The organism is Dyadobacter sp. CY343 (genome assembly GCF_021390335.1).
In the GTDB taxonomy this organism is placed as follows: Bacteria; Bacteroidota; Bacteroidia; order Cytophagales; family Spirosomataceae; genus Dyadobacter.
In genome coordinates, this window is sequence record NZ_JAJUXK010000001.1 from 477,127 (window position 1) to 498,826 (window position 21,700).

21 protein-coding genes are annotated in these 21,700 nt (G+C 45.8%); 6 read left to right on the forward strand and 15 right to left on the reverse strand.

The genetic code is table 11. The features are described from left to right. Positions 1-25: 25 nt before the first annotated feature. The 4 genes from LZG94_RS01905 to LZG94_RS01920 form a co-directional block, all read right to left on the reverse strand. Positions 26-436 carry a cytochrome c gene (locus LZG94_RS01905; RefSeq protein WP_233790289.1) on the reverse strand — a complete coding sequence of 137 codons (411 nt, stop codon included), beginning with the start codon at positions 434-436 and terminating at the stop codon, positions 26-28. A gap of 7 nt (positions 437-443) precedes the next feature. After that, positions 444-1,613: a PQQ-dependent sugar dehydrogenase gene (locus tag LZG94_RS01910; protein WP_233790290.1), complete on the reverse strand. Its 1,170-nt coding sequence runs from the start codon at positions 1,611-1,613 to the stop codon at positions 444-446. Between the two features lie 43 nt (positions 1,614-1,656). After that, positions 1,657-2,670, reverse strand: a complete 1,014-nt coding sequence (locus tag LZG94_RS01915) for an aldo/keto reductase (RefSeq protein WP_233790291.1) — start codon at positions 2,668-2,670, stop codon at positions 1,657-1,659. A gap of 268 nt (positions 2,671-2,938) precedes the next feature. After that, entirely contained in the window at positions 2,939-5,221 is a 2,283-nt protein-coding gene (locus LZG94_RS01920) for a GH92 family glycosyl hydrolase (protein WP_233790292.1), read from the reverse strand. Between the two features lie 254 nt (positions 5,222-5,475). Here LZG94_RS01920 and hslU point away from each other — a divergent pair, with 254 nt between their 5' ends. Next, positions 5,476-6,870 carry an ATP-dependent protease ATPase subunit HslU gene (hslU, locus tag LZG94_RS01925; protein WP_233790293.1) on the forward strand — a complete coding sequence of 465 codons (1,395 nt, stop codon included), beginning with the start codon at positions 5,476-5,478 and terminating at the stop codon, positions 6,868-6,870. Between the two features lie 88 nt (positions 6,871-6,958). Here hslU and LZG94_RS01930 read toward each other — a convergent pair whose 3' ends face one another. The 4 genes from LZG94_RS01930 to fmt form a co-directional block, all read right to left on the reverse strand. Then, the gene (locus LZG94_RS01930; protein ID WP_233790294.1) at positions 6,959-8,047 is read right to left on the reverse strand and encodes an alpha/beta hydrolase; all 1,089 of its coding nucleotides are present in this window, start codon (positions 8,045-8,047) and stop codon (positions 6,959-6,961) included. Positions 8,048-8,089: 42 nt separating this feature from the next. After that, positions 8,090-8,590 carry a dihydrofolate reductase gene (locus LZG94_RS01935; protein ID WP_233790295.1) on the reverse strand — a complete coding sequence of 167 codons (501 nt, stop codon included), beginning with the start codon at positions 8,588-8,590 and terminating at the stop codon, positions 8,090-8,092. Between the two features lie 448 nt (positions 8,591-9,038). Next, the gene (tnpA, locus tag LZG94_RS01940) at positions 9,039-9,500 is read right to left on the reverse strand and encodes an IS200/IS605 family transposase (RefSeq protein WP_233790296.1); all 462 of its coding nucleotides are present in this window, start codon (positions 9,498-9,500) and stop codon (positions 9,039-9,041) included. Positions 9,501-9,546: 46 nt separating this feature from the next. Further along, positions 9,547-10,467 (reverse strand): methionyl-tRNA formyltransferase, encoded by a 921-nt coding sequence (fmt, locus tag LZG94_RS01945; protein WP_233790297.1) that lies wholly within the window; start codon positions 10,465-10,467, stop codon positions 9,547-9,549. Between the two features lie 233 nt (positions 10,468-10,700). Here fmt and greA point away from each other — a divergent pair, with 233 nt between their 5' ends. The 5 genes from greA to LZG94_RS01970 all read left to right on the forward strand — a co-directional run bounded on the left by greA (position 10,701) and on the right by LZG94_RS01970 (position 15,195). After that, positions 10,701-11,183, forward strand: a complete 483-nt coding sequence (gene greA / locus LZG94_RS01950) for a transcription elongation factor GreA (protein ID WP_215233795.1) — start codon at positions 10,701-10,703, stop codon at positions 11,181-11,183. An 85-nt stretch (positions 11,184-11,268) separates the two neighbouring features. Further along, positions 11,269-11,598, forward strand: a complete 330-nt coding sequence (locus LZG94_RS01955; RefSeq protein ID WP_233790298.1) for a hypothetical protein — start codon at positions 11,269-11,271, stop codon at positions 11,596-11,598. 58 nt (positions 11,599-11,656) lie between these two features. Next, entirely contained in the window at positions 11,657-12,727 is a 1,071-nt protein-coding gene (locus LZG94_RS01960; RefSeq protein WP_233790299.1) for a M42 family metallopeptidase, read from the forward strand. A 91-nt stretch (positions 12,728-12,818) separates the two neighbouring features. After that, positions 12,819-13,871, forward strand: a complete 1,053-nt coding sequence (locus tag LZG94_RS01965; protein WP_409013239.1) for a PA0069 family radical SAM protein — start codon at positions 12,819-12,821, stop codon at positions 13,869-13,871. A 58-nt stretch (positions 13,872-13,929) separates the two neighbouring features. Continuing rightward, positions 13,930-15,195: an exo-beta-N-acetylmuramidase NamZ domain-containing protein gene (locus LZG94_RS01970; protein ID WP_233790301.1), complete on the forward strand. Its 1,266-nt coding sequence runs from the start codon at positions 13,930-13,932 to the stop codon at positions 15,193-15,195. Here the strand turns inward: LZG94_RS01970 and LZG94_RS01975 are convergent. From LZG94_RS01975 to LZG94_RS02005, 7 genes are all read right to left on the reverse strand, one after another. After that, a complete protein-coding gene (locus tag LZG94_RS01975; RefSeq protein ID WP_233790302.1) occupies positions 15,186-15,827 on the reverse strand; it encodes a hypothetical protein in 642 nt (213 codons plus the stop codon). The two genes, LZG94_RS01970 and LZG94_RS01975, sit on opposite strands and share 10 nt — an antisense overlap. Positions 15,828-15,830: 3 nt before the next feature. Beyond that, complete coding sequence (locus LZG94_RS01980; RefSeq protein WP_233790303.1) at positions 15,831-16,874, reverse strand: hypothetical protein; 1,044 nt, start codon at positions 16,872-16,874, stop codon at positions 15,831-15,833. Between the two features lie 10 nt (positions 16,875-16,884). Continuing rightward, positions 16,885-17,595, reverse strand: coding sequence for an NRDE family protein (locus LZG94_RS01985; protein WP_233790304.1), 711 nt, complete (start codon positions 17,593-17,595; stop codon positions 16,885-16,887). Beyond that, a complete protein-coding gene (locus LZG94_RS01990) occupies positions 17,583-18,068 on the reverse strand; it encodes a DinB family protein (RefSeq protein WP_233790305.1) in 486 nt (161 codons plus the stop codon). Before LZG94_RS01990 ends, LZG94_RS01985 begins: the two co-directional genes overlap by 13 nt. Before the next feature lie 433 nt (positions 18,069-18,501). Beyond that, positions 18,502-19,236: a LytTR family DNA-binding domain-containing protein gene (locus tag LZG94_RS01995; protein WP_215233787.1), complete on the reverse strand. Its 735-nt coding sequence runs from the start codon at positions 19,234-19,236 to the stop codon at positions 18,502-18,504. A gap of 229 nt (positions 19,237-19,465) precedes the next feature. After that, on the reverse strand, positions 19,466-20,767 hold the full coding sequence (eat, locus tag LZG94_RS02000) for an ethanolamine permease (protein WP_233790306.1): 1,302 nt from the start codon (positions 20,765-20,767) through the stop codon (positions 19,466-19,468). A gap of 28 nt (positions 20,768-20,795) precedes the next feature. After that, on the reverse strand, positions 20,796-21,578 hold the full coding sequence (locus LZG94_RS02005) for a phosphatidylinositol-specific phospholipase C/glycerophosphodiester phosphodiesterase family protein (RefSeq protein WP_233790307.1): 783 nt from the start codon (positions 21,576-21,578) through the stop codon (positions 20,796-20,798). Positions 21,579-21,700: the final 122 nt, after the last annotated feature.

Consider the following 21,700-nt stretch of genomic DNA (forward strand, 5'->3'; position numbering starts at 1 on the left):
CTTTCAAAATTTGCGGGTTGCTATGCTATTTTTTCTCTTCCACAGCCTCGACCATTTTCTCGGTGATCATTTTCTTCTCAGAAGAGTTACCCCAGGAGTTCATGATATAGTTCATCACATCGGCGATCTCGTCATTTCCAAGTCCGGGACTCGGCATCATATTGTCGTATTCAACTCCATTCACTTTAATCTTGCCCATTAAACCGAATTTGACAGCCTTGATCCCGTTTTCCGGATTTTCCATAAAGTAATCAGACTTTGCCAAAGGCGGGAAAGTGGCAGTTACGCCCTCGCCGGTACCCATGTGACAACTGATGCAGTTTTCTGAATAGACCATTTTTCCGCGTTCAATGCTCTTCGCCAGTTCGTCGTCCTGAGTAGGAAAAACAGCGGAGCAAAAGACAATCCCGGAAAGTAAAACCAATATAAGTTTCATGTATTAATTAGCTTTTTGGGCTGATACGCACCACTTTACCCGAATTTTCAAGTACCACATAAATGTTACCGTCCCAGCCCTGGCGTACGTCACGAACGCGGCCGATTTTATCAAAAATCACTTCGCGCTTGGTAACCTTATTTCCCTTAACAGTAAGGTGTTGCAGTTGCATAAACTTCAACGAACCTACTATCAGGTCACCTTTCCAGTCTTTGAATTTATCGCTGGTTACGAAAGTCATTCCGCAAGGTGCGATCGACGGTCTCCAGAAGATCACTGGCTGTTCCAAACCAGCTTTTGCAGTATCTTTTGAAATAATGCTATTGTCATAATCGATACCGTAAGTGATCAGCGGCCAGCCGTAGTTTTTGCCTTTTTCGACAATATTAAGCTCGTCTCCGCCTTGTGGGCCGTGTTCGTGCTCCCAGATCACGCCGGTAGTCGGATGAATAACCATTCCCTGCGGATTACGGTGACCGTAAGTCCAGATCTCAGGTTTCGCGCCAGCCGTCTTCACGAAAGGATTGTCAGTAGGGATCTTTCCGTCTTCAAACAACCGCACCACTTTTCCCTGGTCTTTACTCAGGTTCTGTGAGTTCTCCTTCTGGCCTCTTTCGCCCAGTGAAAGGAATACGTAACCTTTTTTATCAAAAACAATACGTCCGCCGAAATGGACATTTCCTTTTACATTAGGAAGCGCCTTGAACAAATGCTGAATATCAGTCAGCTCTTTGCCTTTCAGTTTTGCGCGCATCAATGCAGTATTTGCACCGCCGTCGTCGCCTTCTTCACCATCTTTCTTAGGAGAAGAATAGCTGATATAGATCCAGCCGTTTGTTTTATAATCCGGGTGCAAGGCAATATCAAGCAAACCACCCTGACCTTTGTACCAAACTTCGGGAATACCTGCAACTGGGGTAGCATCGAGCTTGCCTTTTGAAACTAGGCGCAACTTGCCGCCGCGCTCAGTTACCAGAATATCGCCGTTTGGAAGCAATGCAGAAGCCCACGGCATGGTGAGGCCGGTTGCTACTGTGTCAACTTTCAGGTCGGATTCGGCCAGCAAACTTTTGCCCGGACCATTATTGTAGCTCATTAAGCCCACAGAGGCGGTTAGTAACATCCCTCCCAGCGCGAGCGGAAGGTATTTCTTGAAAACGGAAGAGTTCTTGTTCATAATTTATGGTGAATAAAGCTTGGTTAAAATTTAGAAATGCCCACTATTTAACTAATTCCAGCTCATTTAAGTGTGCTGTGATCGTTTTGATTTCGTCTGCGCTCAATGAAATATCCATTGCCGCAGCGTTTTGTAGAGCCTGTTTGGAATCTCTTGCGCCTGCCAGCGCAATCGTAATGCCCGGTTGCTCGACAGTCCAACGTAACACCAGCTGGCCTAGTGTCGCATTCTTCTCGTCCGCAATCGGTTTTATTTTGTCCAAAAACTCATTAACCCTTTTTAGATTTTCGTCTTTGAAAAAATAAAGAGAAGCGCGGTGATCGTCAGGTGCGAATTGGTGACCAGGTTTCATTTTGCCGGTCAGTAACCCGCGTTCCATTGGACTATATGCCAGAATAGACTTTTCGTGCTCAATGCAATAGGGTACCAGTTCTTTTTCATTTTCCCTTTTCACCATACTATAAGGAACCTGATCCGAAACCAGATTGATGTATTTCGAGGCCTCGCGCATCAGGTTAGCGTCGTAGTTACAGACACCTGCAAAACGCACCTTACCTTGCTCAATCAGCAAACTTACTGCCTCCATTGTCTCCTCGATCGGCGTTGTTTTATCGTGCCAGTGGATCTGGTAAAGGTCGATATAGTCGGTACCCAGTCGTTTCAGGCTGTCTTCGCATTCTTTAATAATGCTGTCTTTCGCGGCATATTTATAAATGTCAATATCCTGACCCTCGTTGTTTTTGCTGTGCATCGCAAAATCGCCGGTCGTCACATCCCAGCGCATTCCATATTTGGTCAGGATCTGGACTTTATCGCGGGAAATATCTTTAATAGCCTCACCCACAATTTCTTCGCTCAATCCCTGCCCGTATACCGGCGCAGTATCAATGGAAGTTACGCCCGCATCGTATGAATCGCGTATCGCTTTCACAGCGTCACTTCGCTCCGAACCTCCCCACATCCATCCCCCGGCAGCCCAGGCGCCGAATGTGATAACAGAAAGTTCAAGATCAGCTTTTTCAGGGTTGTCGGAATTACCTACTTTTCGATATTGCATGGTTGTTGTTGGCTTTTAGCTGTTAGCGTTTAGCTATTAGCTTTTTTAGTTTGATGAAATAAATGTTGTTTGGAACTCATAAATAAACGCAGCAATTACTTTAACAGCTAACAGCTAACAGCTAACAGCTAACAGCTAACAGCTAACAGCTAACAGCTAACAGCTAACAGCTAACAGCTAACAGCTAACAGCTAACAGCTAACAGCTAACAGCTAACAGCTAACAGCTAATAGCTAACAGCTAATAGCTAACAGCTAACAGCTAACAGCTACTTGCTCAAAGAAAACGGCGCGGCTTCTGGCTTGGTTCCCCACGTTTTGGATGGTTTGCTGCCCATATTAAATTGCACTGTGCCGCCTTTTTGAATATCAGCGTGTTCGAGGTACGTATTTCCGTAGCTTTTTCCATTCAGGTTCGCAGCCTGGATGTACATATTCTTGTCGCTGTTCGCCGGGGCTTGTACTACAAATTTCTTGCCATTCTCCATAGTCAGTGTTGCTTTTTTGAAAAGTGGCGAACCGATCACGTATTGCGTGGTCCCCGGCGTGACCGGATAGAAGCCTAGCGAAGAGAAGACGTACCAGGCGGAAGTTTGTCCATTGTCTTCGTCACCACAGTATCCGTCGGGTGTAGGTTGGTACAATCTGCGCATTACTTCTCTCGACCAGTATTGTGCCTTGTCCGGTGCGCCAGCGTAGTTATACAAGTAAATCATGTGCTGGATCGGCTGGTTTCCGTGTGCGTAATTTCCCATATTCATGATCTGCATTTCGCGGATTTCGTGGATCGGGAAACCGTAATAGCTATCGTCGAAGATCGGGGGTAATGTGAAAACGGTATCCAGTTTCTGAACAAAAGCCTCGCGTCCGCCCATTAAACCGATCAAACCTTTTACATCCTGAAAAACGGACCAGGTATAGTGAATGCTGTTTCCTTCGGTAAATGCATCGCCCCATTTGAATGGATTAAAAGGCTTTTGAAACTGTCCGTCTTTGTTTTTGCCGCGCATCCATTTGGTTTCCGGGTCAAAAAGGTTGCGGTAGTTCTGGCTTCTTTTCAGATAAAGATCAACTTCCTTTTGGGGCTTTTTCAATTCTTTGCCCAACTGAGCAATGCAGAAATCTGCGTAAGCGTATTCCAGCGTTCTGGCCGCATTTTCATTGACTTTCACGTCGTAAGGAACATAACCCAGCTCGTTGTAATATTCATGACCAAAACGGCCAACTGAGCTCACCGGGCCAGCATTCTCGGTATTTTTTAAGATCGCTTCGTATAGTTTATTGATGTCGTAGCCGCGGATTCCCTTCACGTAAGAGTCGGCGATGAGCGAAGCGGAATTGGAGCCGATCATACAATCTCTGTGACCCGGACTTGCCCATTCCGGCAGAAAGCCACTTTCATCGTAAGCGTTTGCCAAACCTTCCATGATCTGCCCGTTGAGAGTAGGGTACATTAAGGTAAAGAATGGGAAAACCGCCCGGAATGTATCCCAGAAACCATTGTCTGTAAACATATATCCCGGCCGCACTTCGCCGTTGTACGGACTGTAATGCACTACTTTATTAGCTTTATCAAATTCATAAAACTTCCTCGGAAATAGCAGCACGCGGTAAAGGCAGGAATAAAAAGTGCGGATCTGGTCGATATTGTCGCCTTCGACCTGAATACGGGAAAGCTCCTGGTTCCAGACTTTTTCACCTTTGTCTTTGGTAATATCAAAACTGTCATTACCCAACTCGCGTTGCAGGTTAAGCTCAGCCTGTTCCGGGCTGATAAATGAAGATGCTACTTTCAAACCCACCTTTTCTCCCCGTTTTGTTTTGAAACCGATCACAGCTCCAACGTGGTTTGCTTTCAATTCAAGGGTATCCTTTGCAAGCTGTTTGCCGCGGAATGCGGAGTTGAATGTGAATGCTTTATCAAAAATTAATACAAAATAGTTCTTGAAATTGGCCGGGACGCCGCCGCTGTTTTTGGTGGTATAACCGATGATTTTCCGTTCTCCGGGGATGATTTTCACATAAGACCCTTTATCGAATGCATCAACCAAAACATAGGAACTGTCTGACTCAGGAAATGTGAAGCGGAACTGGGCTGCTCTTTCAGTCGGCGCGATTTCTGTCGTAACGTCATAGTCGGCCAGGTACACCTTATAATAATGCGGCCTGGCAGTCTCTGCTTTGTGCGAAAACCAGCTCGCGCGGCTCTCTTCGTCTATTTTCAATTTTCCTGTGACAGGCATAATGGAGAACTGGCCGTAATCATTTATCCATGGGCTCGGCTGGTGCGTCTGTTTGAAGCCGCGGATCTTCTCAGCATCATACATATAACTCCATCCGTCACCCATTTTTCCGGTCTGCGGCATCCAGAAATTCATGCCCCAGGGTAATGCGATGGCCGGATAAGTATTCCCCGCCGAGAGACTGAACTTCGACTGCGTTCCCATCAGCGGGTTCACGTAATCGACCAGTTTTGGCTTTTCAGCCGTTTGTCCAAATACAATGGAGGTATTTAAAAGAAAAAGTATCAGGTAGAGGCAACTTTTTTTCATTGAGCTGGTATAAAATGATTCAGAAAATGCGTGATCGCGACAAATGTAATGCAAGGTTGTGGAAGAAGAATCAATCGAATCAAGAATTGCAACCGTTTGCGGTATGACATTTTGTACCGGCATAGTTCTTTTCGGAACCGAGGCAGAGTTCCATACTTTCCGGCTTAATCATATCCTAAAAGATCACCGGGACCGTTCCTTATAACAGAACTGGTTTGAAACACATATTATCTTACATATTGATATAAAATACGATGACTGAACACTTAAATCGCCTGACCCCCCGGCAAATCGTTTTTGAGCTTGACCAATACATAATCGGACAAAATGACGCGAAAAGGAATGTCGCGATCGCATTGCGGAACAGGTGGAGAAGAATGAACAGCCCGGCGGACATTCAGAAGGAAATTATTCCAAACAACATATTGATGATCGGCGCCACGGGTGTCGGAAAAACAGAAATAGCCCGTCGGCTTGCTAAAATTGCCGACGCCCCATTTGTAAAAGTGGAGGCTTCGAAATTTACCGAGGTAGGTTACGTGGGTCGCGACGTGGAAAGCATGGTACGCGATCTGGTTGAACAGGCTGTGGGCATGGTGCGGATGCAGAAAAAGGAGGAAGTGAAGATTAAGGCTGAACAGGCCGTGGAAGATATTATTCTCGACGCGTTGATCCCGCCGGTGCACGTATCCGGTACGCCGCGCGTGAAGACCGAGAATGGAAATGACGATATGCCCGATGATGACGGCGAGCTTAATCAAAGGACGAGAGAACGTTTTCGTGAGAAAATCAGGAATGGAGAGTTGGATAGCCGCAAGATTGAAATTGAAGTACAGCAGAATCAAGCACCGAATGTGGGAATGATCGGTGGTGCTGTGGATGATGTTTCGATGATGAATATCCAGGAAATGATCGGTAATATGATGCCGAGACGCGGCAAAAAGCGAAAAGTGACCGTGGAAGAAGCGCGCAAAATCCTGCTTGACGAAGAGGCTTCCAAACTGATCGATATGGATGAGGTGAAGGTAGAGGCGATCAAAAAGGCAGAAAACCTCGGGATTATTTTTATTGATGAAATTGATAAGGTAGCATCGAGCCGCTCAGGCGGAGGCGGCGGCCCCGATGTAAGCCGCGAAGGTGTGCAGCGGGATTTGCTTCCTATTGTGGAAGGCAGTGCGGTAAATACCAAGCACGGCGTAATCAATACCGACCATATTCTTTTTGTAGCCGCAGGTGCATTTCACGTATCAAAACCTTCCGATCTGATTCCCGAGTTACAGGGACGTTTTCCGATTCGTGTTGAGTTGAATAGTCTTACAGAATCAGATTTTTACCAAATTCTGAAAACTCCAAAAAATGCGCTGACCAAGCAATATGAAGCGATGATGGAATCAGAAGGCGTAGAGCTGATCTTCGAAGACGGCGCATTGCGCGAAATGGCTAAAATTGCGTTTGAAGTAAATAGTGAAGTTGAAAATATCGGTGCAAGACGTTTGCAAACCGTTATGAGCCTGCTACTGAACGATTTCATGTTCGATATCCCCGACGTAATCGGCGCAGATTCCCAAATCACCGTCACCGCAGATATGGTAGGAGAGAAGCTCTCGCATTTGGTGAAGAATCGCGATTTGAGTCAGTATATTTTGTAAATGGGAGGATGGAGGAAGGGAGGATGGAGAATGTTTTCTTTCTCCTTTTCTCCTTCCTCCTTCCTCCCTTTATTCCCTTTCCTCCCTTTCAAAAAAACAACCACTTCAAAGCAATCGAAAATTCTTTGCTCCATTGGCTTTCGGAATGTTGTCCTTTTGGGTCGATGCTGGTTTTGATCTGTACGCGGTCGTAGCCAAATCGTTGTGTTTCGAGCGTTTGGGTCAACTTCGTAAAGTTGGCTAGCATGTTCGGGCCTTCTTTTCCGCCAGCGTATAAATAGATCCGTGTTTCGAATGGTTCGAAAAAGTGTATTACATCGAAATAAATGCGTTGGGAAATCCAGAGGGAAGGTGAGAATGCCATGATCCTGCCAAATACCTGAGGGAACATCAATGCCGCATAGATGCTCAGCAAACCTCCCACAGAACTTCCACCTATTCCGGTATTCAACCTGTCGCGTTTCGTACGATACTTTTTATCGATCTGCGGTTTAAGCGTTTCTGAGATAAACCGCAAAAAATGTTCGCCGCGGCCTTTGCCGAGTTTTGTATTGACATAAGGCGAAAATTCTTCAATCCTGTCCTCCTCGGCATGATCAATCGCGACGATGATAACGCCCGATTTACTTTCCTTAGCCAGTTTTTCAAGGCTTTGGTCAATATTCCAGTTACCATATTCGGATCCTTCGCCAAAAAGGTTCTGGGCGTCGGTCATGTAAAGCACAGGAAAGCTCAGGTCGGGTCTGTCGTAATAATCGTGCGGTAGCAGCACCTGTATCTTTCTCGTCCTTCCAAATTGAGGAATTTCGAAATTTTCGGAGACTAGCTCTACGATCGGTGATAGATCAGTTTTTTCCAGAATACCTGTCTGCCAGCGTTTTACAATATCCTGGATCACGTTATCTTTTTCTGGAATACTGCGATTGGCGTAAGGATTGCCAAATTCATCCAGTTCTACCTGGTCCCATCCGCCACGGGTATATTTGTATTCGAGGGGAAAGGTGAGTTCCGCTTCTTCGGGGAATTGAAAAATGTACTGGCCTGGTTCCACTAATGTCATCTGGTATTCTTCCAGATCGGGAAGCCATTTGCAAAAACTTCCGGTGATGTAAACCGGGCGCTTATCAACTGGTGTGGTACTTAGTTCAATGGTGAGTGTTTCAACTTCAATTTGCATTACTTGTAGAGTCACATTTGGGTTACGTCAATGCAAAAGTACTTAATTGTCAGCTCTTCTAGCGTAATTTACAAATTCGAATTTCAAAGAATGCCTTTCGTCGTGCTCGTGCACACTACGCTCGGTCTCCTGCCACTTCTCCGGTTCAGCTATTTGAAAATACGTGTCGCCGTCAATCTCGGTATCTACTTCGGTCACATACAAGCGATCGGCCAGCGGCTGGGCCTGTTTGTATAACTCTCCACCTCCGATCACAAAAACTTCTTCACTCTCAATTTCCGCTGCCAATGCAATAGCCACTTCGAGTGAATGAGCCACAATTATTCCCTCATAATCAAAATCTGGATTTCGGGTAACCACAATCGACGTTCGGCCAGGTAGCGGCTTCCCGATCGATTCAAACGTTTTCCTTCCCATAATCATCGGGTGATTCAACGTCAATTGCTTAAACCGCTTTAAATCGTCCGGCAACCGCCACAACAACTGATTGTCTTTTCCGATAACCCCGTTATTGGATACCGCCACTATGATCGCTATTTCCATTTCTACAAATGTTTCATCCCTCTGGGATTTGCTTTTTCTGTGATTTACCTTTTTTTCTACCGATGTTTTGTCGCGCTGCGACTTTTGTTTTATTTATAAATGATGACATTTCCGAGAAATCGCGTAGCGATGTCAGATCTGTACCCCACCTGCCTGCCACTAAACTTTTCTAAAATCGCGTAGCGATGCAATGTCTGTAAGCCGTAGCGACGCAATGTCTGCACCCCACCTGCCTGCACCTAACCTTTTCTAAAATCGCGTAGCGATGCAATGTCTGTAAGCCGTAGCGACGCAATGTCTGCACCCCACCTGCCTGCCAACTAACCTTTTCTAGAACCGCGTAGCGATGCAATATCTGTAAAGCCGTAGCGATGCAATGTCTGTAAAGCCGTAGCGATGTAATATCTGTCGACGTAGCTGTCCGGCCGGAACTGCCTATCGAAATTTTTTATTTGGGCTTTTCAAAAATGTATGCCTCGTTGTAATCAATTGCGAATTCTTCTAGGATTGTCATGTATTCATCCAAAAATTCGACTTTCCTGTGATGTTCTTTTTGATTTTGAATATAGCGGATCACGTTGTTTACTGCCGATTTACTATACGAAAACACCCCATACCCGATCTGCCACTCAAATCTCGAACCGCAATACTCGCGACTATTGATCCATTGCGATGAATCGGCTTTCACATCCTGCATTAAACTTGCGATACTTTGTGTGGTCTGAAATCCGATAAACATATGAACGTGATCCTCCGTGCCGTTAATCGCGAGCATTTTGTGCTTGTTCTTCTGCACTATGCCCGTGATATACTTGTAAAGGTCGGTTTCCCACGTAGGATCAATCAATGCAGCGCGGTATTTGGGAGTGAAAACGAAATGCAGGTGGACTTGCGAATACGTGTTTGCCATTTTTTAAGAATTATAGTGTGTTAAAATTTCTTCGTTCGACTCAATCTCAGAGCTTATATCCCCGCAGGAAATCCCCGACCGCCATTTTCTTCTTCCCTTCCAATTGTAACACTTCCACTGCAACCCAGCCGTCACCGGTTTTGAAATGCAGAAATGATTTTTGGTCTGTATTAAATTCTCCCGGAGTACCTGCCTCACTCAGATCCAGTACTTTCGTTTTGAAGACTTTGCAGGAAAGCCCGTTCAACGTGGTCCAGGCGGCGGGGTAGGGAGATAAGCCTCGTACGAAATTATGTATTTCGATGGATGTCTTGTTCCAGTCTATTTCGCAGGTTTCACGGAAAATCTTGGGGGCTAGTTTTATCTCTTTGGATTCATCCTGCGGCTCCTGCGGATATTCTCCGGCTTCAATTGCTTTCACCGTTTTCACCACTAGCTTCGCACCTTTTTCCATTAGCCTGTCGTGCAACGTACCCGCATCGTCGTCCTCCGAAATAGGTTCTTTGTCCTGAAAAATGATCTTGCCGGTGTCAATCTCTTTCTCGATAAAAAAAGTGGTCACGCCCGATTCGGTTTCTCCATTGATCACCGCCCAGTTTATCGGCGCTGCGCCACGGTATTGAGGCAGTAGCGAGCTGTGGAGGTTGAATGTACCCCTCGGCGGCATATTCCAGACTACCTCCGGAAGCATACGGAACGCGACTACCACCTGCAAGTCGGCTTGGAACGATTTCAGTTGTTCCAGAAATGCCGGATCGCGTAGTTTTTCAGGTTGTAAGACCGGAATTCCCTGAGATTCTGCATAGATCTTTACCGGGGAAGCAGTCTGTTTCTGACCTCTTCCCGAAGGCTTGTCGGGCACGGTTACTACCGCCACAACATTAGAATTGCTTTCGACCAGACTTTGTAAACTCGGGACCGCAAACTCGGGCGTTCCCATGAAGATTATCCTGAATGTATTTGACATAGTCACTCTACTGCTTTTCACAAATATGGTGTTACCATTCGCAAATATTATTATTTTTGTCGTTCTTAAACGCAAATTATGTTGAAGTCTAAGTTACATAGCAGCCCAAAAGACAAGGTCTTCTAGCCTGATTCTACGAGTGTAGTTACTCTTGTAGAGCGGTCTTTGAGCCGTTCTTTTTTTTTATCTGGAAATCAAAAAAACATTAAGACAAAAAACCAACAATTAAGGTCATGGCTAAAATTTCATACTATACGGAGGAAGGATTAAACAAGCTGAAAAATGAGCTGAATGATATGAAAACCAAAGGCCGCACGGCCATTGCTGCCCAAATTGCAGAGGCCCGTGATAAAGGAGATTTGAGTGAGAATGCTGAATATGACGCGGCAAAAGATGCGCAGGGAATGCATGAAATGAAAATTGCAAAGCTGGAAGAAATCCTTTCAACGGCGCGGGTGATCGACGAATCTTCTATTGACAATTCCCAGGTTTCGGTGCTCTCGAAAGTGAAGATCAGAAACCGGAAAAACGGAATGGAAGTAACATATATATTGGTTTCAGAAGAAGAAGCCGACCTGAAAACTGGTAAAATATCAGTAGGTTCTCCGATCGGGAAAGGTTTGCTGGGTAAAAAGATAGGGGATACAACCGAAATCAAAGTGCCTGCCGGCGTGATGGAATTCGAGGTCCTGGATATAAGTCGTTTCAGCGAATAGATATTGTTTATAAGAAATTTGGATCGTGGGCCGAAGTGGCATTCACGGTCCAATTTTTTTGTTTCAAGGTACATACAACGGCAAAATGAAAATCAAAGGATTCATACTCAGCATTTCGTTTCTCTGGGTGGAAGGTATGGCGATATTTCCTTTTATTTTACTCAAAACCAAAAATCCTGGCCGCTTCCTGATCAACCACGAAAGGATACATTTGAAACAGCAGCTCGAACTCGGGCTGATCCTCTTTTACGCCTGGTACTTCATCGAATATTTAATCCGGCTCGCCCAATACAAAAAACATTATTTAGCCTATCTTCATATTTCGTTTGAACGCGAAGCTTTTCAGCATCAGGCTGATCTTGAATACCTCAACAAGCGTCCATTCTGGGCTTTTTTGAGGTATTTGAAAAGATAAAGAGCATTGGGCGAAGCACTTCAGACAAATCAATTTCAATACATTTTTAAATCGATTTATGGCAGACAAGAACACAGAGTTTCTTTATAAGTATTTAAATAATGCATCCCCAACAGGCTTCGAATCAACAGGTCAGCAGATCTGGCTGGACTATATCAGGCCCTATATTGATGAGGAAATTATTGACACGTACGGTACCGCTGTCGGCGTTATCGGGGCCGGGCAAAATTACAAAGTGGTGATCGAGGCGCATTCGGATGAGATTTCCTGGTTTGTAAATTACATTTCTGACGACGGCTATATTCACGTGCGCCGCAATGGCGGATCCGATGCTGCGATCGCGCCTTCTATGCGCGTTAATCTGCATACTGCAAAAGGGATTGTTAAAGGCGTTTTCGGGTGGCCGGCGATTCACGTACGCGAGGTGGCCAAAGACCAGGTTCCCAAAGTGCACGAGCTTTTTATAGATGTGGGCGCGGCGAAAAAGGATGAGGTTCTTGAAATGGGCATTCACGTTGGGACCGTTGTGACATTTGCAGACGGACTTGACGAACTGAACGAAAAATACTATGTAGGCCGCGCGCTGGATAACAGAATGGGCGGCTACATGATCGCGGAAGTGGCGCGTATGCTGCATGAGAACAATGTGCGTTTGCCTTTTACATTATATGTAGTGAATGCAGTTCAGGAAGAAATTGGATTACGCGGTGCAGAAATGATCGCTCGCCGACTGAAACCCGACCTGGCGATTGTAACCGATGTGACCCACGATACACAGTCTCCGATGTACAATAAAAAGGAGCAGGGCGATTTGAAGGCTGGCAATGGCCCTGTGATCTGCTACGGTCCGGCGGTTCAGAATAATGTGCGTGACCTGCTGATCAGCGTGGCCGACGAAAAGAAGATCCCTTTTCAGCGCCAGGCAGTAAGTCGCTCGACCGGAACTGACACCGATTCGTTCGCCTATTCAACCGAAGGAATTGCATCTGCATTGATCTCATTACCATTGAAATACATGCACACAACGGTAGAAATGGTGCACAAGGAAGATGTGAAAAACGTAATTCAGCTGATGTACGACGTACTTTTGTCGCTTAAAGGCGATGAAGATTTCAGATATATTAAGTAATTTAGATTGCGCTTCCCGGACGAAAGTCCGGGAAGTTTTTAAGACCCATACAACCCATTTTAACATCAACAAATATGAAAATCACTACAAAATGGACAACCGGGCGCGGGGTAGGGGAGCCGCCATCAATCCCCACAACAAATTCTTCAAACAATCCACCGAGTATACTTCCGAGGACTGGCAGCAATGGGAAGACCCTGAGGTAAATCCCAAAACCCAGTTTATTGAAGAAGAATCCAAAACCTTACTAAGCGTTTCCGACAGTCCCGATCTCGGGAACTTCCATTCCGTAAATCCCTACCGGGGCTGCGAGCATGGCTGTATTTACTGTTACGCGCGCAATTCCCACGAGTATCTTGGCTATTCAGCCGGACTTGATTTTGAGACAAAAATCGTAGTCAAAAAGAATGCGCCCCAGCTGCTTGAAAAGCTTTTTAACTCTAAAAAGTGGGAGCCTACCAGCATTCACATTTCGGGGAATACGGATTGCTACCAGCCGGGCGAAAAGAGATACCGCATTACCCGACAGCTGCTGGAAATTTGTCTGCGCTACCGGAACCCGGTTAGTGTGCTGACCAAAAACGCATTGATACTGCGTGATCTCGACCTTTTTGAAAAGCTGGCAAAGCTCAATCTCGTCCACGGCGCTATTTCCATCACATCTTTAAATGAAGACCTGCGGCAAAAGCTTGAACCGAGGACTGTAACCGGAAAACGGCGGTTGCAAGTGGTGAAAGCATTAACCGAAGTCGGGGTACCGATGGGTGTGATGACGGCGCCGATCATTCCCGGATTGAACGACCACGAAATTCCTTCGATCATCGAAGCCGCTGCCGAAAACGGCGCGCTTTGGGCTAATTATACGGTTGTGAGATTGAATGGAGCGATTGGTACTATATTCGACGAATGGGTGCACCACCATTTTCCTGACCGTGCTGCCAAGGTTTTGAACCAGATCAAAGAATGTCACGGCGGGAATGTCAACGATTCGCGTTTCGGGTACAGAATGGTGGGCGAAGGGAATTTTGCGGAGCATATCAGGCAGCTGCACAATCTGGCTTGCCGAAAACATTTCAAAGGTGGAGAAATACCAGAGCTGGATACCACGCAGTTTATGCGGGCGGGGCAAATGCGGCTGTTCTGATTTTTTAATGCCACGAATACACGAATGTAACACGAATGAAAACTTCAATTCCGATATTATGAAACTGTCATTATATGCGTTGTACCTCGCCGCCAACATGCTGCTGTTCAATAATTGCGTCAATACCTCCGCCAGTAAAAATCCGGTATTGACAGGAAATGATACGATCAGCACACCAGGTGCAAATGCGGGCGTGAATGTACCTGTCACCGGCGCGGACCAGATTTCAGAATATATTCCTTATCTGAAAGGGAAAAAAGTGGGAATCGTGATCAACCAAACCTCCATTATCGGCAGCAAACCGATGGTAGATAGTCTGGTGGCACTGGGCGTAAACGTCGTCGCGATTTTCGGCCCGGAGCATGGTTTTCGCGGAACTGCGAGCAATGGCGATAAGGTAAGTGACAGCGTTGACGAGAAAACGGGCATCCCGGCAATTTCACTTTACGGAAAATTGAAGCGACCTACGAATGAACAAATGGCCAAACTGGATGTCATGCTGTTCGATATTCAGGATGTAGGCGCGCGTTTTTACACCTATATCAATACCCTCGGCCACGTAATGGAAGCCTGCGCCGAGAATAATAAGGAAATGCTGATTCTTGACCGGCCTAATCCCAACGGTTTCCTCGTCGACGGGCCGCTATTGGAGGATCATTTGCATTCAGGCATTGGTATGTACCGCATTCCTATTTCCCACGGATTAACGATCGCCGAATTGGCGCAGATGATTAATGGGGAAGGCTGGCTGAAAAACAAGATGCAGTGCAAATTGAAGATCATCAAAATCAACAACTATACGCACGATACTCCGTACACTTTGCCGGTACTGCCCTCGCCGAACTTGAATACGCAGCAGTCGATCATGCTTTATCCGCATATCTGCATGTTTGAAGGAACGATCGTGAGCCAGGGACGAGGTACTTACATGCCATTTACTGTATTGGGTGCGCCGTTACTGAAAGACAAATACGCATTTTCATTTACACCAAAAAGCATAAAAGGAATGAGCGAAACGCCACTGCACCAGGATAAAGCGTGTTTTGGCCTGGATCTCCGGGAATATGATATGAAAGAGATCCGCAAATCCGGGAAGCTGCATCTGGGTTGGCTGATTGAAATGTACAAAGCTTATCCTGACAAAGAGCGCTTTTTCGACAGATCGCAGAGCAAGCAAATGGGCAATTTCGATTTGTTGTCAGGAACTGAAAATTTGAGAAAACAGATCATCGCAGGTACATCGGAAGAAGAAATCAGAAAAAGCTGGGAGCCTGGACTTTCGCAATACAACGAGGCGCGCAAAAAGTACCTTCTTTATCCCTGAACCCGGTATTTCCTGAAAAATTTGAGCGACTGCATGAGCGCGAGCAGGATGAAAATGAGTGAAAAAATGTGCGTCGATAGCCAGGGACTGGCGGTGGAAGTTTTCTGTAATATCTTTTCAAAAACCATTACAAAAAGAAAAACGCCTGTAAATGTGCCTGTCGAAGTACCGAAAATATAGGCATATTTCTTACTGTCTTTTACTTCAATCAACTCGGCATTAACCAGATACAGGTTCCAGCCCAGCCAAAACGGTACTTGAACCAGATTGATGCAATTCAGGAAAATGCCAAGCAGGAACGGGGAATAGCCTGATAAATAATCAGGTATTGCCTTATCTCCGACTGCCTCCTGCCCATTGTAAAACGAAACTGCCAACACCAACATAAACAGGATCGACAAAATTTCGGTACTTTTTGTAAACCGCTTATGCCGGTGAAGCCAGTTTGCAGCTTTCAAAGTGAGCAGGATAAGCAGGAATTCGACGATCACGACACCCAACAAAAACAGGGTGAGGCTGCTCATTCCCTGTGTTTCGTAAATTTTCAGTGCGATTACGTTGATATAACCCAGTGGCAGCGAGCCCACCATACTGACTATAAAACCGACAAGCAAATTTTTCAGATGGACCATTTGCTAAAACCTTTCGAGCTTTTTTACGTGCAATTTATTTTGTCTCAGCATGTCCAGACCTTCCAGAAAAGTCAGGAATCGATGTCCGTTTGCATGGTTGAGTTTGCTGATTTTGAAAAGCATTGAAAAGTGGCGGACGATCTCTTTCCAGGCTGTGAATATGGACTGACCCGGATCGTAAATGTGGGTAGGCTCACTTCCGGCACCATTTAGTTCTATAATAGAGAGATTCTGGCCGTTTTCCAGCTCCTCGATCGTATTGTATTTTAAATCAAGCCGGCCGTAGTAAAAGTGGGGCACTTGCAGGCAAATCCGGTTCAGGACAGCAGTCATTTTTTCGTTGGCCCAGCAAGTCGCATTCACGAAACGGGAGCCGCGGGCGTGATTTCCGTAAGGTACCAGATTGATCCGCTCGCCATCGGCTGGAATTTCCATCAACTTCGTTCCGTACATTTTCTGCAATGCATTCATTTGCAAATGGTAACGCGGATTTTTCTCGATCAATTGGTGAATGGTAGAGCTTCCGTCTCCGGCTACGATCAGAAACTCTTTGGTAACTATTCCCGTAATTTTCCCGGCTTTCTGATCCGGGAAACGTACATAGAAAATCCCTATTTCATTGGGCAGTTCAATATACTCCTGTATTAAAAAATCAAAATCGACCTTCTGAATATAGGCAGCCAGATCATCCTCGTTTTCAAGCTTTTGAACCGCCATTCCGCGCATTCCGATATCCGGCTTGGCGATCATCGGAAATGAAATACCGGAGGCAATGCATTTTTCCCGGATAGCAGCGACCGGTTCTCCGGGCGTGGCGAGAATGGTTTTAGGATAAAATCCGGCGGGTAGCAGATCATAAATCTCTTTCTTCGATTCCATCAAAAATCCTCCATTCCTGATGGAAGGATTGGAGGCATTGAAAAAGAAAAAAGACCTCGCACGCAGCGAATAGTAAAACCAGACAAAGTACATCGGAATATAAACGATCCCGAAAGGCCAGTATTCCCAATGTGTCAATTTATGGAACAGGAGCGAGTACTTTTTCAAAAGAAGCCTGTTAAACAGTTATGAAAGAATGTGACAACTGCTTTTCTTTCAATAAATCGTAGTGAAACATTTCAGCTTGATTATCTTCCACAACAGCCTGGGTTATACTAAATGTTTTTACACCACTATCTCTGTTGATGATCAAACCGTTATCCGGGTTTTCGCGGGCTGTCTGAGAATGGAAATGCCTGATATCTTCCATATCAGCCTCAGGATTTTGTTTTCGGAAATGATCAAACCATTGTACTCTCTGCCGCTGAATATCAGGCGCATATAAGGTACAGGAAGACCAGATATGGTCCCGGTCCGCAGGTAGCTCGACATATTCTTTATTGTATCCATCCCAGCGCAGCTGAAAAAGCGACTGCTGTTGTTTAAGTATGATCGTAAAAGGCTCGATACCCCGCAAGTCATAATTTTCCCACCCGGTGAGCGGGGAAATTTCAGCTATTATATCCAGCAAGACCAGCCCGCGGCTTTTGCGGTATTGCAATGCTCGCTGGTGGGCGAGAAATGCGCCGTTCAACAAAACGGCTACATTTCCCAAATCGTCGGCTGCGAACCACGTGCCGCCCGCTTTCGGGTCTTTTGGAAATGTAATGTGCTTTTGTCCGATCAGGTAAGAAGCGGGTGGCAGCGATGCCGGGCGGTCGCGATGTTCGTCACGGTTCGAGGTCAAAATCGCCTTTTTGCCCCTCGCGACATAAGTTACTGTGCACATTGTCTATATTCGATAGTGGCAGGAGCGAGTCCAAAATTTTCATCAACCTCCACATTATCCATATCCATGACCGCGACCCTGATCAGCGCCTGGTGGTGAATGCAATGTTCAAGGTTATATAGTATCTCCCGGTAATAGTTAGTAGCGATTTTGATCTCCCTACCCGCTACTTTTTGATATAAAGCCAAAAATTTATCAGGCTTGTCAACCGTTTCGCGGATCATTTGAATGCAGCTTCTTGCATAAGAAGGCAGCGTTTCGATAGTAGCATTGCGCTGGCGGCTGTCATAATTGATCTCGCCCCGATCGTACTGAATGAGCAGACATTGAAATACTTCAATAATATGGCGCGTATGCTGCCCGATACTGGACCCGCTCAGTTCGCGGCACGGGAAGTTATATTGCTCGTGCGTGAGTTGACTTAAAAAAGAATCTATTTCGCCTAAGGTATGCCTGACGGATTGGATAAGCATATTGGTGTCAATTTTTAAGGTAAGTGATTTCCCGGCTAAAAAATTATTCCAGCGCCCGGACCTGGCCTGTATCAAAACGAAACATCCCGGGGATAGCTTCCCAGGGATGTTTAATTATTCTCAACGATATTTAATTTAAAGCAAAGTGATTTAGTTTAGGTTATATAATGTGTGCATAATGCAATTTTTTATGCACAAATGCCAATTTTTATCTGATGTACGTATAGCGCAACGAAACAGATTTCTCCAAGTGAAATTCCTGAAAAATAAATTGTGATTCCTTGATTTTTTAGGACAGAAAACAGGCAATTGCCTTAACTAAAAATAGTTCGACAACGCCACTCTCCCAAATTAATGGGGCGAAAGTCAGATTTTCAGGGGTGAAACGGAGAAATCTGTGGGTAAGCGACCAAAAATAGTCGGATAGTCAGTCTTACGAGAATGTTTTCACTTTGCTGAGCAACTCATTCCGGTTATCATTTGTAATAGGAATTTCAATGTCATTGATCATTACATGTACATAATCAATCGCTGTGATCGCTTCCAGGTTGATGATAAATGATTTGTGTACCCGGAAAAACAGATTGGCCGGTAACTGCTGAAGCATGTTTTTCAACGTCTCGCGGATGGTGTATTTTTTACCTCTTGTATGCAGTTCCAGATAGTTATCGTCGCTGCGTATGTACAGGATATCTGAAAGCTGGATCTTGGTGAACATCTGCTTCTCTTTGATAAAAAGCGAATCCTTGATCACCGTCGTATCCTCCTTTTCTTTGCTGCTCGACTCGCCTGCCAATGCGGCCAGCCGATAGTTTTTCAGCGCCAGCTTCACGGCTGTGTAAACAGTAATTTTTTGGAAAGGCTTTTGTAAAAACGCGTGCGGAGCGGATTGCAAGGCTGCATTAACAACCGCAATATCGTCGTGGCTGGAAAGGAACAGGAAGGGAATACCCAGAGTCTCGCGGATATGGTCGGCCAGGTCTATTCCCGTCTGATAGCCATTCAGGTTGATATCAAGTACTGCAAGATGAAAAATCTTGTTGTTCAGCAACTCGATAGCGGTAGGGTAATCGGTAGCAATATCGTTTGCTTCATAACCGAATCCGTTCAAAAGAAATTGAAGGTGCCTGGCTATGATAAAATCGTCTTCGACAATTAGAATATTCATTTTTTTAAAAAATGCGCCCGTTATCGGGCGTTGGACAGTGAACTTAATTAGGATTTACGGTAACTGTCTTAAAAATAGCTAGTACTCAGGTATTTATCGAATTAATAGAGCGCATTGACCAAAAAATTCTATCTCCGCTTTTGAGGGTAGACAAAGATGCAATGAATATGTAGGAATAGCAGGTTAAAATTTATAAGTTTTTCAATAAAAATGCCCTTTTTTTAATTGCTCAATGCGTTTTGTGGCGCCCGGTTGCCAGGAATAGAATTGTAACTATAATAAGCCCCGAGAAGAACCATAGACTTAATACTACATTGTAGTAGACGATGGCGATCAGGCACACGGACGAGAGTAAAAGTGCTACGGCGGGGAAGAAAGGGTAGGCGGGAACCATGAACGGACGTTCCAGTTCCGGTTCTTTTTTTCGGAGCGCAAACAGGGCCGCCATACTGATCATGTACATCACCACCGCACCCAGTGCCGCCAGTATAATAACCTGATCGGTCGTGCCCAGGACCAAAGCGAGACAACCCGCCACTCCCCCGGCGATCAGTGACCAGTGCGGGGTTTGGAAACGACGGTTTACAATGCCGAGAAACGCAGGCAGGTAACCGCTTCTTGCCAATGCATAAATCTGCCGGGAATAGCCGATGATCGTTCCGTGAAAAGAAGCGATCAGTCCGAAAAGTCCGAGGCTCGCAAAAAGTTGCGTCAGGTTATTGTCCCGCCCCAGCACGATACCCAACGCGGCCGGCAGCGGGTAATCGATCTCGCTCAGCGACTGCCAGGGTGCGATGCCGCCGGTCACGATCATCACAGAAAGTGCCAGCACCACGAGTGTGAGAATACCATATATATAGCCTCGCGAAATCGTTCTTTTAGGATCTTCGACTTCCTCGGCCACCATCGCCACGCCTTCGATCGCGAGGTAAAACCAGATCGCAAAGGGCAATGCAGCAAATACACCTGGCCAGCCAAATGGCATCGGGTCTGTCACGAAAGTTGTATATGAAAAGCTGGGCGCTACGATACCGATATAGACCAGTAACTCTCCGACAGCGAGCAAAGTCACGACCAGTGAAAAAAGCGCAGATTCCTTGATACCGAGCAGATTGATCAGGATAAAAATACCATAACACGCGAATGCAACGTGCAATACTTCGAGCGACGGGTACAAAAAATGGGCATAACTGCCCAATGCAAAAGCAATAGCCGGCGGCGTGACGAGAAATTCAATGAGCGTCGCATAACCGGCGATCAGCCCGCCCCACCAGCCAAATGCCCGGTGCGCATAAGCAAATGGCCCGCCAGCATGCGGAATAGAGGTAGTAAGCTCGGTAAAGCTGAAAATGAAAGTGACGTACATCAGCGTTACCACCAACGTCGCGATCAGAAAGCCGATCGTCCCCGAAACGCCCCAGCCGTAATTCCAGCCAAAATATTCACCCGAAATAACCAGTCCGACCGCAATTGCCCAGAGGTGGATCGGCTTTAAAACTTTTTTAAGCGAGGCACTTTGTTCGGAGGACATGCAGGGTTGGGTTAGCGTTACATAATGCTTAGCGGGGCGCCGTTCGCAGGTAATCGCCCATTTCTCTCACTTTGTCTGTATTCAGATAATCAACGCCCATCGACATGAGTGTGCGCCACGAATTGATATTGTCAGGAGTCGCCCATAACCTTACTTTCTTGCCTGAATCGTGGACCTGGCCGATCACTTTTTGTAAAATCTTCTTTTCTTTTTCGGTTAAAGGGCCTTCTCCGTTCCATTTGGAATACTTCTGAAAAGACTGACTGATCAGCCCGATCCTTTTCAGCTGCTCCGGCGTGTAGGTATTTTCGGGGCGGCCATCGAAAAAAATGTAGGAAGGATATTCGCCAAACTGAGCCGGGGCAGGCACGTTACCGCTGATCACGATTTTCACGGAACCCGACGGGGCAAAGATCTGCTTGTGCGGGTCCAGTAATTTCACCAATGCAGCCAGCGTCTCAGGCCCCGATGTTTTCAGATCGATCAGCAATTGTAGCGGCACGTTTTGCTGCGGGTAGATATTGCCACCGTTTTTCTGAGTGTGTTCCAGGATCGGTTGAAGGTATAAGGCCGCAAACGTCCGTTTGCGATTGATCTCTTTCTGATCGTGCGCCACGTACAGGCTGTCGTCTACTAAAAAAAGATCCGCTTCGATAGATCCGAACTGCTGCTCGTAAGCATCAAAAAATGGCTTTTTTCTCGTGTAATCATTATGCGAATGCGCCTGAGCAGTCGTGTATGCTTTGATATTTTGTGTAAAAGCAAGGGGTGCAAAAAGTAATACAAACAGGGTGGTGAAGGTCAATCTCATATCGTTGTTACAGAACAGGTAAGCCCAAATCTGATTGAGAACACAATCTTCTTCGGTTTCATTTATAAAGCAAGAATTTTCTTCGGAAATAGAAGCCCAAATCAAACAAATTTGCAACGGGC

Excerpts from the sequence above, each read along its gene's own strand:
- LZG94_RS01905 (WP_233790289.1), bottom strand. The coding sequence starts at position 436 with ATGAAACTTATATTGGTTTTACTTTCCGGGATTGTCTTTTGCTCCGCT.
- LZG94_RS01910 (WP_233790290.1), bottom strand. The coding sequence starts at position 1,613 with ATGAACAAGAACTCTTCCGTTTTCAAGAAATACCTTCCGCTCGCGCTG.
- LZG94_RS01915 (WP_233790291.1), bottom strand. The coding sequence starts at position 2,670 with ATGCAATATCGAAAAGTAGGTAATTCCGACAACCCTGAAAAAGCTGAT.
- LZG94_RS01920 (WP_233790292.1), bottom strand. The coding sequence starts at position 5,221 with ATGAAAAAAAGTTGCCTCTACCTGATACTTTTTCTTTTAAATACCTCC.
- hslU (WP_233790293.1), top strand. The coding sequence starts at position 5,476 with ATGACTGAACACTTAAATCGCCTGACCCCCCGGCAAATCGTTTTTGAG.
- LZG94_RS01930 (WP_233790294.1), bottom strand. The coding sequence starts at position 8,047 with ATGCAAATTGAAGTTGAAACACTCACCATTGAACTAAGTACCACACCA.
- LZG94_RS01935 (WP_233790295.1), bottom strand. The coding sequence starts at position 8,590 with ATGGAAATAGCGATCATAGTGGCGGTATCCAATAACGGGGTTATCGGA.
- tnpA (WP_233790296.1), bottom strand. The coding sequence starts at position 9,500 with ATGGCAAACACGTATTCGCAAGTCCACCTGCATTTCGTTTTCACTCCC.
- fmt (WP_233790297.1), bottom strand. The coding sequence starts at position 10,467 with ATGTCAAATACATTCAGGATAATCTTCATGGGAACGCCCGAGTTTGCG.
- greA (WP_215233795.1), top strand. The coding sequence starts at position 10,701 with ATGGCTAAAATTTCATACTATACGGAGGAAGGATTAAACAAGCTGAAA.
- LZG94_RS01955 (WP_233790298.1), top strand. The coding sequence starts at position 11,269 with ATGAAAATCAAAGGATTCATACTCAGCATTTCGTTTCTCTGGGTGGAA.
- LZG94_RS01960 (WP_233790299.1), top strand. The coding sequence starts at position 11,657 with ATGGCAGACAAGAACACAGAGTTTCTTTATAAGTATTTAAATAATGCA.
- LZG94_RS01965 (WP_409013239.1), top strand. The coding sequence starts at position 12,819 with ATGGACAACCGGGCGCGGGGTAGGGGAGCCGCCATCAATCCCCACAAC.
- LZG94_RS01970 (WP_233790301.1), top strand. The coding sequence starts at position 13,930 with ATGAAACTGTCATTATATGCGTTGTACCTCGCCGCCAACATGCTGCTG.
- LZG94_RS01975 (WP_233790302.1), bottom strand. The coding sequence starts at position 15,827 with ATGGTCCATCTGAAAAATTTGCTTGTCGGTTTTATAGTCAGTATGGTG.
- LZG94_RS01985 (WP_233790304.1), bottom strand. The coding sequence starts at position 17,595 with ATGTGCACAGTAACTTATGTCGCGAGGGGCAAAAAGGCGATTTTGACC.
- LZG94_RS01990 (WP_233790305.1), bottom strand. The coding sequence starts at position 18,068 with ATGCTTATCCAATCCGTCAGGCATACCTTAGGCGAAATAGATTCTTTT.
- LZG94_RS01995 (WP_215233787.1), bottom strand. The coding sequence starts at position 19,236 with ATGAATATTCTAATTGTCGAAGACGATTTTATCATAGCCAGGCACCTT.
- eat (WP_233790306.1), bottom strand. The coding sequence starts at position 20,767 with ATGTCCTCCGAACAAAGTGCCTCGCTTAAAAAAGTTTTAAAGCCGATC.
- LZG94_RS02005 (WP_233790307.1), bottom strand. The coding sequence starts at position 21,578 with ATGAGATTGACCTTCACCACCCTGTTTGTATTACTTTTTGCACCCCTT.